This window comes from Acetobacter nitrogenifigens DSM 23921 = NBRC 105050, from assembly GCF_000429165.1.
Taxonomy (GTDB): domain Bacteria; phylum Pseudomonadota; class Alphaproteobacteria; order Acetobacterales; family Acetobacteraceae; genus Acetobacter; species Acetobacter nitrogenifigens.
The window spans coordinates 275,357-289,581 of record NZ_AUBI01000004.1; the positions used below are offsets into that span (position 1 = coordinate 275,357).

Annotated in this window: 12 protein-coding genes; 7 read left to right on the top strand and 5 right to left on the bottom strand. The window is 61.2% G+C overall.

Features of this window, described 5'->3' with window-relative positions:
- Positions 1-24: 24 nt before the first annotated feature.
- The 3 genes from G442_RS0108040 to G442_RS26130 all read left to right on the top strand — a co-directional run bounded on the left by G442_RS0108040 (position 25) and on the right by G442_RS26130 (position 3,903).
- Positions 25-2,025: a potassium transporter Kup gene (locus G442_RS0108040; RefSeq protein WP_026397584.1), complete on the top strand. Its 2,001-nt coding sequence runs from the start codon at positions 25-27 to the stop codon at positions 2,023-2,025.
- Positions 2,026-2,090: 65 nt separating this feature from the next.
- On the top strand, positions 2,091-3,242 hold the full coding sequence (hemW, locus tag G442_RS0108045) for a radical SAM family heme chaperone HemW (RefSeq protein ID WP_026397585.1): 1,152 nt from the start codon (positions 2,091-2,093) through the stop codon (positions 3,240-3,242).
- A gap of 151 nt (positions 3,243-3,393) precedes the next feature.
- On the top strand, positions 3,394-3,903 hold the full coding sequence (locus G442_RS26130; protein ID WP_051292092.1) for a hypothetical protein: 510 nt from the start codon (positions 3,394-3,396) through the stop codon (positions 3,901-3,903).
- 9 nt (positions 3,904-3,912) lie between these two features.
- Here the strand turns inward: G442_RS26130 and G442_RS0108055 are convergent, their stop codons facing one another.
- Both G442_RS0108055 and G442_RS0108065 read right to left on the bottom strand, forming a co-directional pair.
- The gene (locus G442_RS0108055; RefSeq protein WP_035376384.1) at positions 3,913-4,461 is read right to left on the bottom strand and encodes a peroxiredoxin; all 549 of its coding nucleotides are present in this window, start codon (positions 4,459-4,461) and stop codon (positions 3,913-3,915) included.
- A gap of 477 nt (positions 4,462-4,938) precedes the next feature.
- Entirely contained in the window at positions 4,939-6,411 is a 1,473-nt protein-coding gene (locus G442_RS0108065; RefSeq protein ID WP_246789364.1) for a lytic transglycosylase domain-containing protein, read from the bottom strand.
- A 174-nt stretch (positions 6,412-6,585) separates the two neighbouring features.
- Between G442_RS0108065 and G442_RS0108075 the strand changes: the two genes are divergently transcribed.
- The 4 genes from G442_RS0108075 to G442_RS21410 all read left to right on the top strand — a co-directional run bounded on the left by G442_RS0108075 (position 6,586) and on the right by G442_RS21410 (position 10,801).
- Positions 6,586-7,596 carry an ABC transporter permease gene (locus tag G442_RS0108075; RefSeq protein WP_084440450.1) on the top strand — a complete coding sequence of 337 codons (1,011 nt, stop codon included), beginning with the start codon at positions 6,586-6,588 and terminating at the stop codon, positions 7,594-7,596.
- A gap of 3 nt (positions 7,597-7,599) precedes the next feature.
- A complete protein-coding gene (locus tag G442_RS0108080; protein WP_084440437.1) occupies positions 7,600-8,538 on the top strand; it encodes an ABC transporter ATP-binding protein in 939 nt (312 codons plus the stop codon).
- Positions 8,535-9,494 carry an oxygen-dependent tRNA uridine(34) hydroxylase TrhO gene (gene trhO, locus G442_RS0108085; RefSeq protein WP_026397591.1) on the top strand — a complete coding sequence of 320 codons (960 nt, stop codon included), beginning with the start codon at positions 8,535-8,537 and terminating at the stop codon, positions 9,492-9,494. The genes G442_RS0108080 and trhO overlap by 4 nt, the downstream gene beginning before the upstream one ends.
- Before the next feature lie 440 nt (positions 9,495-9,934).
- On the top strand, positions 9,935-10,801 hold the full coding sequence (locus G442_RS21410; RefSeq protein WP_035376333.1) for a formate/nitrite transporter family protein: 867 nt from the start codon (positions 9,935-9,937) through the stop codon (positions 10,799-10,801).
- Positions 10,802-10,979: 178 nt separating this feature from the next.
- Here the strand turns inward: G442_RS21410 and rho are convergent, their stop codons facing one another.
- The 3 genes from rho to G442_RS0108105 form a co-directional block, all read right to left on the bottom strand.
- Positions 10,980-12,278 carry a transcription termination factor Rho gene (gene rho, locus G442_RS0108095; protein WP_026397592.1) on the bottom strand — a complete coding sequence of 433 codons (1,299 nt, stop codon included), beginning with the start codon at positions 12,276-12,278 and terminating at the stop codon, positions 10,980-10,982.
- Between the two features lie 297 nt (positions 12,279-12,575).
- Positions 12,576-13,118 carry a hypothetical protein gene (locus tag G442_RS21415; protein WP_051292093.1) on the bottom strand — a complete coding sequence of 181 codons (543 nt, stop codon included), beginning with the start codon at positions 13,116-13,118 and terminating at the stop codon, positions 12,576-12,578.
- Positions 13,118-14,089: a magnesium transporter CorA family protein gene (locus tag G442_RS0108105; RefSeq protein ID WP_026397593.1), complete on the bottom strand. Its 972-nt coding sequence runs from the start codon at positions 14,087-14,089 to the stop codon at positions 13,118-13,120. Before G442_RS0108105 ends, G442_RS21415 begins: the two co-directional genes overlap by 1 nt.
- Positions 14,090-14,225: the final 136 nt, after the last annotated feature.

The following is a 14,225-nucleotide window of genomic DNA, read 5'->3' on the forward strand; positions in this document are numbered from 1 at the left end:
CGTCCTTCAGGAGTCTGACTACGCATGACCGACGCTACCAACACACCGGGCCAGCAGGACTCCAGGTCTGCCGCTGGCCCGGAGTCCCAGACGGCGACGGCCAAGGCTGCTCAGACAGCAGCGCGCATCACCGAATTTGGCGCCGACCAGCCCGAACACACGGCGGCTCCGGTCGGCTTCGCCGCGCTTCTGGGCGTTCTCGGCGTCGTCTACGGCGACATCGGCACGAGTCCTCTTTACGCCCTGCGGTCGACGATCGAAGCAGTCAACGGCCACCACCCGATCCGCGATTTTGAAGTCCTGGGCGTCGAAAGTCTTATTTTCTGGACACTCCTGATCGTCGTTACGCTCAAATACGTCCTTCTCGTCATGCGCGCGGACCATAACGGCGAAGGCGGCATTCTGGCCCTCAGCTCGCTGGCTCAGCGCGTCACCACCAGCCCGAAGCTGCGTCTTGCGCTCGGGATGACAGGCATCGTCGGCGCCTGCCTGTTTTTCGGCGACGGCATCATAACGCCCGCCATATCGGTGCTCTCCGCGATTGAGGGCGTCGAGGTCAGCCTGCCCGCCGCACAGGAATTCATTCTTCCCGCTTCAGTGATCATCCTGATCGCGCTGTTCAGCGTGCAGTGGCTTGGCACAGGCAAGGTGGGAACCATCTTCGGGCCGGTGATGCTCCTGTGGTTCGCGACCCTCGGGCTGCTCGGGGTGTCGCAGATCCTGCATCACCCTGGCGTGCTGTTCGCAATGTCACCTTATTACGCGGTAATGTTCATTATCCATCACGGCGCGCTATCATTCGTGGCGCTCGGCTCGGTCGTGCTGTGTGTGACCGGCGCGGAGGCGCTCTACGCCGACATGGGGCATTTCGGCCGCGCGCCGATCCAGTACGCCTGGAACTTCTTCGTGCTGCCCATGCTGGCCCTGAACTATCTGGGACAGGGCGCGCTGATCATGGCCGATCCGGGCTCCCTTTCGAATCCGTTCTTCATGATGGCTCCGAGCGCCCTTCGGCTGCCGCTCGTCATACTCTCCACATTTGCGACCGTCATCGCCAGCCAGGCTGGCATCTCCGGCGGCTTTCAGGTCTGCCGCCAGCTTATCCAGCTTGGCTACCTGCCGCGCATGCGCATCACCCACACGAACGCCGAGGAGGAAGGGCAGATCTACCTGCCCGACTTCAACCGCTTCCTCGCAATCGGCGCCACGCTGCTGGTGCTCGCCTTCCGCAGTTCGGACCGACTGGCCGCCGCCTACGGCATCGCGGTGACCGGCACGTTCATCTGCACGACCATGCTGTGCTTCGTGGTCTTTCACCGACAGTTCAAATGGTCGCGGCCTGCGGTGTACGCCACCTTCGTCCCGCTGCTTGTCATCGACGCCGTGTTTTTCAGCTCGAACGTGCTGAAGGTCCCGGACGGCGGCTGGGTGCCGCTGATGCTGGGCGGCGTGCTCACGCTGATGATGACCACATGGAAGCGCGGGCGCAGCCTCATCGTCGCGCGCCAGCGACAGGACAGCCTGCCGATGGGCTCCTTCCTCGCCCGGCTGCCGCAATCCCGCACGATCCGCGTGCCCGGAATGGCGGTGTTTCTGACCGCCACACCGGAGTTCGTCCCCCCCTGCCTGCTGCACAACCTGAAGCACAACAAGGTGCTGCACGATCACGTCCTGTTCGTGACGGTGCAGAACCTCGAACAGCCGGAAGCCGATCGCGGCCATCGCGTCGCCGTCGAGGAACTGGCGCACGACATGTACCGCGTGATCCTCCGCTACGGCTTCATGGAGACGCCGAACATCCCGCGCGCCCTTGAAGAACTGAAGGCCAACGGGATCGATTTCGACCCCATGCAGTCGTCGTATTTCATCTCGCGCGAGTTGCTGGCCCGTTCGTCCGTCACCAAGATTTCGCGCTGGCGGATGTCGCTGTTCCTGTTCATGGCGCGCAACGCGACTCCCGCCACGGAATTCTTCCGTATTCCGACCGATCGCGTCGTCGAACTCGGCGTGAAGGTGGCGATCTGAGCGCGACCTCTACCCTACCGACCAACGCGCAGTTCGCCGGAGCGACCGACGCAGCGGACGAGCCGATCGCGCTCTATATCCACTGGCCGTTCTGTCTCGCGAAATGCCCTTATTGCGACTTCAACAGCCACGTTCGAGAGCGTATTCCCTCGGAGCGTTTCGTCGCCGCCCTGCGGCGTGAGCTGGCTCGTGAAGCCGCGCTGGCCGGGCGGCGACGGCTTGGTTCGATCTTTTTCGGCGGCGGCACGCCGTCTCTGATGCCGCCGGATGGCGTCGCGGCCCTGATCGAGGACGCGCTTCGCCTGTTCGACGCGACGCCGGATATCGAAATTACCCTTGAGGCCAACCCGACCAGCGTCGAAGCCGCGCGTCTGCGCGCGTTTCGCGACGCCGGCGTCAACCGCGTCTCTCTCGGCGTGCAGGCCCTGTGCGACGACGCTCTGGCGGCGCTCGGGCGCGAACATTCGGCGTCGGACGCAATCAAGGCGCTCGAGCTTGCACGTGCTCTCTTCCCGCGCGTCAGCTTCGACCTGATTTACGCCCGATCCGGCCAGACCCTGCCGCAATGGCGGGAAGAGCTGGAAACCGCCCTGACGCTGGTCGCGGATCACGTCTCGCTCTACCAACTCACCATCGAGACCGGGACCCGCTTCGAAGTCCTGCACAGGCAAGGCGCGCTGACGCTGCCGGACGAAGACCTCGCGGCCGCGCTCTATGAGGAAACCGCCAACGTCGCCGCACGCCATGGCCTCGCCCCTTACGAAGTGTCGAACTACGCGGCGCAGGGCGCGGAAAGCCGCCACAACCTGACGTACTGGCGCTATGGCGACTATATCGGCATTGGCCCCGGCGCACATGGCCGGATGCCGCGCGCCAAAGGTCTTGCGGCGACACGCCGCCACCGCGCACCGGAACCATGGGCCGAGCGCGTCGAGCGCGACGGCGATGGACAGACGGAAGAAGTCCTGCTCGCGCGCGAGGACCGGGCGCGCGAGATGCTGCTGATGGGGCTGCGCCTGACCGAAGGGGTGAACGCCACACGGTTCGCGCGCCGCACCGGCCTCATCCTTGGCGATTGCATCGACGCGAACACCCTGAAGTTCTGCGAGGAAGAAGGCTATCTGCAGATGATCGGCGCGGGCGACGCCCGGCGGTTATGCGCGACGCCAGCCGGACGTTTACGGCTCGAAGCCATCCTGCCGCGCCTAGTGTTATGAAGAAACGATGATGTCTTTGGTGAAAAGGTCGCGTTAACGCATTGCCGCAGTCAAAAATTCGTCTACGAAATGAGACTAACGGCGCTATCGTGAAGATACGGCATGAGAGTGTCAGCGTAACTGACGCGTGAGGGAGGATTCGCAAGGCAAGATGACCGACCGGAACCAGAACGCCCCGTCCACAGCACTTTTCGCCGCACCAGACCTCACTGTCAGATTTCAAGCTATGGCGTGGCTCGTCGAAGCCCCCGGCCCTCGACGCTGGGTCGAGACCGGCGACCCCGAACGCTACAGAATGTTCGACTACGACATCCAGCCTCTGGTCACCGAGCGTGAAGCGCGCCTCGCCGCCGAAGCCGCCGTGCTGCGCGAGCACCAGATCTGCGTCGACAAACACGCCGTCGACCTGCTTTTGCTCGCGCAGATCGTCCATCGGCTGAAGGCGATCGTCACCAACGGCTACGTCTATGACACGTCCAAGATTCGAGATGATCTGGTCAAATGGGGCTTCATCGAAGGCGACGAAGCGGAGCCGCCTTCGGATACGCCCGCCGGGCGGCGCCTCGCCCTCGTCGTTGAGCTGGACTGGCTGCGGACCAAGACCAACTGGGGACTGCGCCGCAGCGCTGACGCTGATCCATCTGGATCGACGTCAGGCTGAAGCGGGTTCCTAGCCGCTTTTACCGTCTTTCAGGGCCCGCACCGCCGCGAGGCTGCGCGTCACGTGTTCGTCTGGCGCCTTGTCGCTGTAGCTCATCACGATACGCCCGTCTGGCGCGATAACGTACGACGTGCGCGTCGCGTGAGCCTTCAGCGCCATCTTCGCGTCATATGCGCTCGCCACCGCGCCGTCCGTATCAGCGGCAACCGCGAAGCGGCTTCGGCACTCGCTGACCGAGAATTTGTCGAGCTTGTCGATGGGGTCCATCGAAACGCCTATGACAGTCGCGCCAAGCGCGTGGAAATCGTCCATCGCGTCCGCGAAGTCGTGCGCCTCGATGGTGCAGCCTGGCGTAAATGCGGCCGGATAGAAATACACGACCACCGGCCCTTTTTTCAGCGCGTCGGCCAGAGAGAAGCTGAATTCCTTCCCCCCCATGCTGGCTTGCAGGGATATGGGCGGCGCTGCGTGGCCGACGGGCAACGCGGCGTGCGCCGTGGGCGCGAAACCGGCGGCGAGCGCCAGCGGGAGCAGGACGGAAGCTGCGCGACGGAGCATGGAGACGCTTTCGTTGTTGGAGAGACCGGCTGTGAAGCCCTGACCGATCCGGATCAGTGAAGCTTGCTCCCGCGAGGCGTGAACGACAAGCGGCGCCTTGAGCATAGTGAAATACGCCTGCATCGCGCTTCGCTATGGGAGAGATCCCGTCAAGGCGTCAGCGGCGGAGGCGACTCGCTCCGGTTTTCGGAGTAGAACTCGGGGAGGCGAGAGCGATGGTGCAGATCACGTCTTCCGTGTTCAGCATCAGAGCGAAACAAGAACTGCCCGGAACTCGCGCCCCGCTTTAACTGGCTCAAGCGCCTGATAACCAATGTTTGGCAAAGGCTGCGTCAGCTTTTCGCCAAACCCATGACGAGTCTCGACCCGTCGTGCTTCCAGAAGGTTTTCTCTGAGAGCCGCGTATGGAAACGCTTCAAGACGCTGATACGCTGACACCTGCCCTCTTGCGAGCGGTCTTGTTCAACGCGGCTCCACTTACCGAGCGGAATCTGGGGAAACCACCACGCAATTTCCAGAACTGGCGTCCAATCGACGGCAGGCGGCGAGCGCGTCAGCCCGCGTCAGCCCGACAAGGCGAGCGCGGTAGAGCTGCCCGCGCGGCGCCTTGACGCTCGCCACCTGTGAGCGAGCGCCGGACAGGGTGCTGGCGTGGCTGCGGGCATGGCTCGCGGCTTGCTCCGCCATCGCCGAGGTCGTGAACGCCCCGACCTGAACGGCCCAGCTACGATCGGCGTCCACCACGACTCCGGCCCCACGCGACCCCACCGAACGTGCGGAACGGGACAGCAGGGGGGCGGGCTCGGCCATAGCCGGACTGACAAGCTGGAAACGGCGGCCGGGCCGTTCGACGACCGGGGCCGCCTGCGGTGCAGGTTCAGGCGTGGCGGGCGTATCACTGGCGGGCGCAGCGGCTGGCGAAGCCGCGTCAGCGGACGCAACCTGCACGCTGGCGGCGGCAGGGGACGCCCCCTGATTTTTCAATCGAGCCGCCCACACTGCGTTCACCGCCTGCGGCGAATCCGGGTTTCGCGAAACCGGCGTCCACGCATGAGTGTAAGCTGGCGCAGCCGCTGCGGGTGCGTTGTCGGCCGGGGCCTCCGCCACCTGCACGGGCTGATCGGCGTTGTCGCCGCCGTCGTTCTGATTCTCTTCGCGATGCGCCCAAGCGGAACGCACGGCCTGCGCCTCGCCGGACGGCATGGCAGCCGAAGCGTAGGCTACGTTCGCCGACGATTCGTGGCTCGCGACCAGAAGATCGGCCTGCGAGCGGTTATTGGGCGTTATGCCCGCGATCTGGCGGCCGATCGCCGACACGTAATTACGTGTCTCGCGCGGCAGCGTACGATTGCGTGACAGGAAATCTTCGAGCCGCCCGGGCCCGGCGTTGTACGCAGCCAGAAACCCCGGCGACCCGTAGATGTCATACATTTCCCGGATATAGGCCGCGCCAGCCTGAATGCTGTCATGCGGATCGTAGGGGTCGTCCCCGAGATTGTAGGCCTCTTTCATCTCGTCATAGGTCGGCGGCATGAGCTGCATCAGCCCCATGGCGCCCGGAGCGGACGTGACAAGCGATCCGTTGTGATAGAGTCGCCCGCCTGACTCCCGATCCATCACGGCACGAATCCATTGCTCCGGCACGTCGAAGCGCTTGGCGGCCTCGACGATATACGGCCCCCACGGATCTTCCGGCGGTCCGGGAGGCGCGTAGTAGGATTTGGCGTGCGCGCGGTAATGCGCTTCTTCCTGCGCTACGGAGACGGTCATCTCGTTTGACGGCGCCTGCCCGGCGCAAGCGGAGAGAAGAGCGAGCAGCCCCGTAGCTGCCGCCACGCGCGCCGCTCCGACGAAACCACGTCGATTCAGCGGAGGGGCGTCGGATTGAGGCGATGGCGATGAACCAGAAGAGAACGACGCGATCATGGTCGCCTTACGCAAGTCGGTCATGAATATGCTCGTTCCGTCAACAATTCGGTCGTCGCCTGATTCAGTTCACTTCGAGTCAGAGCAATATCGTCCAAATCTTTCGAATGCACGCATTTTGTCTGCAAAAGTATTTCTGAAGCGGACATTGTGGAGGTTGGCGAGGCATTGTGTCGCCATGATGGCGACACGGCGAGCATGGCGACGGCACCAGGCCCTCCAGACGCGCTCACGGTTGCCCGGGTCGTGGCTTATGGGCTACGCGGTCGGATCATGAACGTCCCCAACGGTCACACCGACGTCCTGACGCACGAGCATGACGCGACGCAGGCCCTCGCGGATCGTGCGGATTTCGTCGTCAGCGATCTCCTCACGGCGGCAGCGGACCATGACGAAGACGCGGAGCCCGTGATCTGGCGCTCCCGCATCCTGATCGCGTTGGAGGACATCGGCCGGGGCCTGCGCCTTTGGCGTCTGGCCGTCGCACTGGGCTGGCTCGACATCAAGTTACAGTTTCGCGGTTCATCCGTTGGCCCGCTCTGGCTCACGTTGTCTAGCGCGATCATGGTGGGCGCGATGGGCGGCATATACAGCCGCCTGTTTCATCTCGTCCTGCGCGACTATCTCCCTTACCTGTCGATCTCGATGATCCTCTGGCAGGTCGGCGTGGCTGGCGTGACGCAGGACGCATGCGGCTGCTTCACCCGCGCGGCTGATTCGATTCGTTCGATGCGCCTGCCGTTCTCGCTTCAGGCGCTACGCATGCTGGTGCGCAGCGGATTGACGTTCAGCTACAACATCGTCGTGCCGATCGGCGTCTACGCCATTTTCGGCCTGCTCCCCGGCTTCGTCGGCTTGCTGGCCCTTCCAGCTCTTGTGATCTGGGCGCTCAACGCCTTCGCCTTCGCTTTACTGCTTGGCTCGCTCTGCGCCCGCTTTCGCGATGTGCCGCAAATCATCAGCAGCGCCATTCAGATCGCCTTCTACGTCACGCCAATCATCTGGAACGTCCAGCAGCTTGGCGCGCGTGGCCGCTGGCTGATTTTCAACCCGTTCTATTCGTTGCTGGAAATCGTGCGCGCGCCGTTGACCGGCTCGGCGCCGTCTCTGACGATCTGGGCTGTGGCTCTGGGCGTCAGCATGACGATGTGGGCCGCTGGACTGCTGGTGTTTTCCCGTTCGCGCGCACGCCTTGCGTTCTGGATCTGAGCCATGACATCCGATCTCATCAGCCCGAAACCAGCAGGGACGGACGCAACGAAGCCAGACGCAACGCGAGCAGACTCTCTGACGCACACACCCGCAGAGGACGGTTCGAAGCCGGGGCGCACCGGGAACGCCGTTAGCCGCAAGGGGGAAGCCCTGATCCGGGTGAACCACCTGACCCTCGATTTTCCGATCTTTCACGGCGGCGCCCGATCACTGAAGAAAACGCTGTTTCGCCGCGCACGCGCGCCAATCGCCAAAACCCGCGCGGCCCGTACCGGCGGCGAGGTCGAGATCGACCCCAATGACACGGGCGTCGTGCGCGTGCGTGCGCTGGTGGACGTCTCCTTCACCATTCGTCCCGGCGAACGTGTCGGATTGATCGGCCATAATGGCGCGGGCAAGTCCACGCTGCTGCGTGCGTTAGGCGGCATCTACGAAGCCGTGCCGGGCATGGTGACGGTCAAAGGCTCAGTCGAAACTCTGATCGACACGAATTCCGGCATGAACCGCGAACTGACAGGCCGCGAGAACATTCAGTTGCAGGCCAGACACAAGGGCCTTCGCACCGCGCAGTTGCGTCAACTCGAAAAGGACGTCGAGGCGTTCGCCCAGCTTGGCGAGTTCCTCGACCTTCCCGTCAGGCTGTATTCCTCCGGCATGGCGATCCGGCTGGGCTTTGCGCTGGCGACGGCGATCGCGCCGAACATCCTGCTGATGGACGAATGGTTCATGGCCGGAGACGCAAAGTTTCAGGACAAGGCGAAAGACCGTCTCTCCGCCGTGGTGGAGGGCGCTGACATTCTCGTCATCACCTCCCACGCGCTGAACGTGCTGGAGACATGGTGCACGCGTATTATCTGGCTGGAGAGCGGGCGCATTCGCATGGACGGCCCCACCACCGCTGTGCTGGACGCCTACCGCGCCGAGATGGAGACGTCATGACCGCCCGGCATCCCCCCACCGACGCATCGTCGCCTCTGCCCGTGCGCGTGGCGGCGCTGTACCGCTTCACGCCATTCGAGAATTGCGAAGCCCTGAAAGCGCCTCTTGCTACACTCTGTTGCTCGCAGGGCGTAAAAGGCATTTTGCTGTTGGCGCACGAGGGTGTGAATGGCACCATCGCAGGCACGGACGACGGCATTGAGAGGGTGCTGGCCTATATCCGTTCCCTGCCCGGCTGCGCCGAACTCGACGTAAAAGAGTCGCGCGCCGCCACGATGCCGTTTCTCCGCATGAAAGTGCGGATCAAGCGTGAAATCGTAACGATGGGCGTGCCGGACCTCGACCCACGGACCGACGCTGGCGATTACATAGAACCTGCAGGCTGGAACGCCCTGATCCGCGATCCTGACACGATCCTGATCGACACGCGCAACGACTACGAGGTCGCGGTCGGCACGTTCGAAGGCGCGATAGATCCAAATATCCAAACGTTCCGCGATTTTCCTGCATGGTTTCAGGAAAAGCGTGAATCTTTACTAGCGGAGGGTCGCACCCCTAAAATCGCCATGTTCTGTACCGGCGGGATCAGGTGCGAAAAGGCGACGGCGTTCGTAAAATCTGAAGGAATTGATGCAGTCTATCACCTCAAGGGCGGCATCCTGAAATATCTGGAAACCGTTCCTGAGGAAGACAGTCTGTGGCGCGGCGAATGTTTCGTCTTCGATCAGCGCGTGACCGTCACTCACGGCCTGGCTCCCGGCCGCTATGACGTCTGCCACGCCTGCCGCGCGCCAATCAGCGTAGCCGACAGGGAGTCGCCACTGTTTCAGGACGGCGTCAGTTGCCCATCCTGCCATAACGAACGCAGCGAGGCCCAACGTCGACGCTATGCCGAACGCGAGCGCCAGACCCGTCTGGCGGCGGCGCGCGGCGTGGTCCATCTGGGATCCGAGTAAAATCATGGAACTCTCAAGGGCCGGTCACGCCCCGCCAAGGGTTTTGATTTCAAGGAAAGCGTCGGTTTTTTGCGCGAAGATACGAATCTCCTCATGATTTTTTAAAAATAGAACAAGCGCTTCTCTTTTCCAGACATAAGTATAAAAATATCATTTACTTGAGCATGTCCCATTCCAAAATTAACGCTTCTCCCTCCTACAGCCGCTCAACAGAACCGCCTCAGCAATACAAGATACGTATCCTACCGTCCGATCGAACTCTTCAACGCCCTGGACTGCCAAGGATCAGACGTTTCCAAGAGCGCGTTCAACGAACGGTATTGATAGACCGCTCAGTCGCCTTGAATTCCTTCGAATGAACTCTTCGCGCAAAAATTGAATTATGCATCGGCCTCACACGCCAGGGAACGAGACACCGAATACGACGTTGAGGCGAGACGATGGGCAACAACGAAGCACCTGCACACGGTCAGAAAGGCGGGGGGTACGATTCCCCTCACCTCGACGAGCGAGAGAAAAAGCAAGCCGAACAGCGTGCGCCAATTGGCCCTCTGGTCATACATGAGATTATCCATGCCCAGGGCATGGAAGAACTCGAACGCACATTACCAGGACTCGTATGGTCCGGCCTTGCTGCGGGGCTTTCCGTCGGCTTTTCGTTCCTCACCGAGGCGACAATATCAAGCCATCTCCCGCAGGCTTCCTGGTCGCCCCTTCTCGCAAGCTTTGGTTATAGTATCGGATTTTTGATCGTCATTTTAGGCCAGCAGCAACTTTTTACGGAAACCACTCTGACTGCGTTGATCCCGTTGCTTGGCCAGCGCAGCCTAGCCCTGGCGCAGCAGACTTTGCGTGTGTGGGCAGCAGTGCTCGTAGCCAATCTTGTGCCTACACTGCTGTGGGGCTGGGTGTCCGCCCGCACAAATCTGTTTCCTGACGCGACGCGCGCCGCCATGTTAGAACTCTCACAATCAACCATGGCGCACAGTTTCGGTCACACCTTCGGACTAGCCTTGATCGCAGGGTGGATTATCGGGCTTATGGTCTGGCTGTTGCCCGCAGCGGGCGTAACCAAGCCTTTTATTATTGTCTTGTTGACGACGCTGGTGGCTCTCCTTGGGACGCCACACATCATCGCTGGCTCCGCCGAAGCATTCTTCGGCGTCGCGTCTGGCCACGCGAGTATTACTGATTATTTCTTCCGTTTTATGATTCCGACATTACTCGGCAACACTGCCGGCGGCACGGTCCTGGCGGCATTGCTCAATCACGCTCCCATTCGTGATGAACTCAAGGCCTCCGATTGATCTTTTTTATCAATCTCTGCACCTTGAGTTGAGCAACTCCTTTGGCGTCAGCATCTCGCCATCGAAGATAAAAAGCAGAGCTTCGACTGGCATGTAACCAGTTCCACGCACGCCGACGCTATCAAGCATAAAAAAAGCCGGGCGAAGCCCGGCTTTAGAAAACAACCGATCATACCGATCAGTTGTTCATCGCCTCGAAGAAATCATTGTTCGACTTGCTGTATTTGAGCTTGTCGAGCAGGAAGTCCATCGCGTCCATCGTGCCCATCGGAGCGAGGATACGGCGCAGGACCCACATCTTCGACAAGGTGGCGCGATCAACAAGGAGCTCCTCCTTACGCGTGCCACTCTTGGTGATGTCGATCGCCGGGAAGGTGCGTTTGTCGGCGAGCTTGCGATCGAGAATGAGCTCCGAGTTGCCGGTGCCTTTGAACTCTTCGAAAATCACCTCGTCCATGCGCGAACCCGTGTCGATCAGCGCAGTGGCGATGATTGTCAGCGATCCGCCTTCTTCGATGTTGCGCGCGGCGCCGAAGAAGCGCTTCGGGCGCTGCAGCGCGTTGGCGTCCACACCGCCGGTCAGCACCTTGCCCGATGAAGGAACGACGGTGTTGTAGGCGCGGGCGAGGCGCGTAATCGAGTCGAGAAGGATCACAACATCGCGCTTGTGCTCGACGAGACGCTTGGCCTTCTCAAGAACCATCTCCGTGACCTGCACGTGGCGCGTCGCGGGCTCATCGAAGGTGGAGGCGACGACTTCGCCACGAACCGAGCGGGCCATATCGGTGACTTCTTCCGGACGCTCGTCGATCAGAAGAACGATCAGGAAGACTTCAGGATGATTGGCCGAGATCGACGCTGCGATGCTTTGGAGCATCACCGTCTTGCCTGTGCGCGGCGGCGCCACGATGAGCGCACGCTGCCCCATGCCGATCGGGGAGACGAGGTCGATCACGCGCGGCGTGAAGTCGCGCGTCTGGCCTTTCTTGCCCTTTCCGCCGGTTTCAGGCTCGGGAGGTGTCTGCCCCTCGATCTCCATCTGCAGGCGACGCTCAGGATAGAGCGGCGTCAGGTTGTCGAAATTGATGCGATGGCGAATCGCATCGGGGGCCTCAAAATTGATCGTGTTGACCTTGAGCAACGAGAAATAGCGCTCTCCGTCACGCGGGGCGCGGATCTGCCCCTCAACCGTGTCGCCGGTTCGCAGGCCGAAGCGCCGCACCTGTACAGGGGATATGTAGATATCATCAGGCCCTGGCAGGTAGTTCGCCTCGGGCGAACGCAGGTAGCCGAAACCGTCGGGGAGGATTTCGAGCGTGCCTTCGCCGTAGATCGCTTGATCGTTGTCGGCCAGAGCCTTGAGAATCGCGAACATCAACTCCTGCTTACGCAGCGAGGACGCGTTCTCGATGTTCTGGCTCTCGGCATAAGAGAGCAGGTCAGCCGGTGTCTTGGCCTTGAGTTCAGAAAGATGCATTTGCGCCGCGCCTTGATGTGGCAAGCAGAAACTTGGGAGGATCAAGGCGCCCATTGCCCAATATCAATGCGATACAGGCTGGACGGCGCGCATTCGGCGCGCCCCCTTGGAAGCGGGGTCTTGATGGAGGAACGCGCTTGACGGAGGCCCCGTCAGCGGTGGCGCTGTCGGTAGTCGCGCATCGCCATCATGTCAAGAAAAAATTGTCGCTCGAAATTCGAATTTGTCAGGCTCGAATTTGCAGCGAGAGCGACGAAATCCTCACGTCGGCGACGATAACGAGTATCTTATAGAAAATTAAAGGCCTCGTGACAAAGAAAACGCCTCCTGAAACCCACGAGCGGTTAACCAGTACTGCGCCACCGACATATCAGGAGAGACAAAATTTTGCACCTGCTGCGTAAGAAGTTTTGGCGTTCGCCTCACTTCGATTGACCCGGAAAGACTCCGTGGAGCGCAGGTTCCCGAAAGCGTCAGCACACGATCAGGCAACGTCACAACCATGCGGCAACTGACGGACAGTCCCGCAGCTGACGGCATCTCAAACGATCCCGTAACGCTTCCATAGGCTAGAGGACGCAGCCTGCGATCCAGCACCGCGTACTCGCCCACGACGCCGTCCTCCCCGTCACGCCGCAATCCCACGACGACCCGCGCCCGTCCATCCGGCGAGGCGCCGCCATAACGCCAGGGCTCAGCTCCCATCCGGTCAACGACGCGCTGCGCGTCCGAGGCGCTCTCCGCCGCACTCGCAGCCGGGGCAAGAGCGCCAAACGCGCATGCGGAAAAAATTAAAGCCGTTACCTGGCGCCATCTTCCCGCAAGACGACCAAACGCCATCACCTGACTCCTCCCAGCCATCCACGTCGCCAGAACCACAACAAGGGAACAACGATCGACGCCGCCATCAGCCCCAACGCGTACCAATACCCGAAGCTCCACTGAAGCTCTGGGATATCCTTGAAATTCATACCGTACACGCCAGCGACAAGCGTCGGAGCGACGCCGATAAAGCTTACGACTGTAAGAATTTTCATGCCATCATTCTGTTCGATGCTGATGAATCCCAAAGCCGCATCGAGAAGAAACTGCACCTTGTTCGCCAACTGGGCGACGAAGTCATTCAACGAGCTGATATCACGATTCACCGTGGCCATCCGCGTTTTCAGCGGGTCGGACAACACATCCTTGGCGCTTTCACTGATAAAGATCGCTATACGATCCAGGCCCATTAAACTGTCACGGATAAGTGATGACAGATCCTCGGAATGACCGACGCGCCGCAGAATTTCCCGCTGCCATGCCGCCATCCGCCCGGCTCGCGGACGTTTTCCGGTAAAAACGTCGCGTGATAAGCGGCTGAGCGACTGCGTCACATGCTCCAGAGCGTCAGCGAGTCGATCAACGATCGCCTCCATGAGCATCACCATCAATTCGTCCCCGGCAGGCTTTCTGGACGAGCCCGACACCTGGCGGGCGACGACGTCGAACGAGGCGTAATCTAGAAATCTTATTGTAACCAGTATATTTTTAAGAAGAACAAATCCTATGGGCGACGAATAGAATTCGGTGTCGGTTCGCCGCACAAGTGGCGTCGACATGTAAACCGCTTCATCGCGGGTGAATAACCGCGATGAGCTCTCGATTTCTTCCAGATTGCTTCTCTCCGGGATGGCGACGCCGGCGATGCGGGACGCCAGAGCGTGTTCGGCTGGGGTAGGGTCCACGAGATCGAGCCAATCGGCGTCCCGCGCATCTTCCTCGTTCGCGACTGTTCGCGCGGGCTGTCCCGCCTTGTGAGCCAAAAACATGCTCAATCTCCAGTGATGACGCGCGATCGTCAGTCACGCGTCAAAAAAATGGCGGCACCGCGCTGGTGAGAGCGTACCCCCTTCAGACGGGATTGTTTGAACGAATGACGATGCCCAAAAAATTAACCAGCCAGAG

Excerpts from the sequence above, each read along its gene's own strand:
- G442_RS0108040 (WP_026397584.1), top strand. The coding sequence starts at position 25 with ATGACCGACGCTACCAACACACCGGGCCAGCAGGACTCCAGGTCTGCC.
- G442_RS26130 (WP_051292092.1), top strand. The coding sequence starts at position 3,394 with ATGACCGACCGGAACCAGAACGCCCCGTCCACAGCACTTTTCGCCGCA.
- G442_RS0108055 (WP_035376384.1), bottom strand. The coding sequence starts at position 4,461 with ATGCTCCGTCGCGCAGCTTCCGTCCTGCTCCCGCTGGCGCTCGCCGCC.
- G442_RS0108065 (WP_246789364.1), bottom strand. The coding sequence starts at position 6,411 with ATGACCGACTTGCGTAAGGCGACCATGATCGCGTCGTTCTCTTCTGGT.
- G442_RS0108075 (WP_084440450.1), top strand. The coding sequence starts at position 6,586 with ATGGCGACGGCACCAGGCCCTCCAGACGCGCTCACGGTTGCCCGGGTC.
- G442_RS0108080 (WP_084440437.1), top strand. The coding sequence starts at position 7,600 with ATGACATCCGATCTCATCAGCCCGAAACCAGCAGGGACGGACGCAACG.
- trhO (WP_026397591.1), top strand. The coding sequence starts at position 8,535 with ATGACCGCCCGGCATCCCCCCACCGACGCATCGTCGCCTCTGCCCGTG.
- G442_RS21410 (WP_035376333.1), top strand. The coding sequence starts at position 9,935 with ATGGGCAACAACGAAGCACCTGCACACGGTCAGAAAGGCGGGGGGTAC.
- rho (WP_026397592.1), bottom strand. The coding sequence starts at position 12,278 with ATGCATCTTTCTGAACTCAAGGCCAAGACACCGGCTGACCTGCTCTCT.
- G442_RS21415 (WP_051292093.1), bottom strand. The coding sequence starts at position 13,118 with ATGGCGTTTGGTCGTCTTGCGGGAAGATGGCGCCAGGTAACGGCTTTA.
- G442_RS0108105 (WP_026397593.1), bottom strand. The coding sequence starts at position 14,089 with ATGTTTTTGGCTCACAAGGCGGGACAGCCCGCGCGAACAGTCGCGAAC.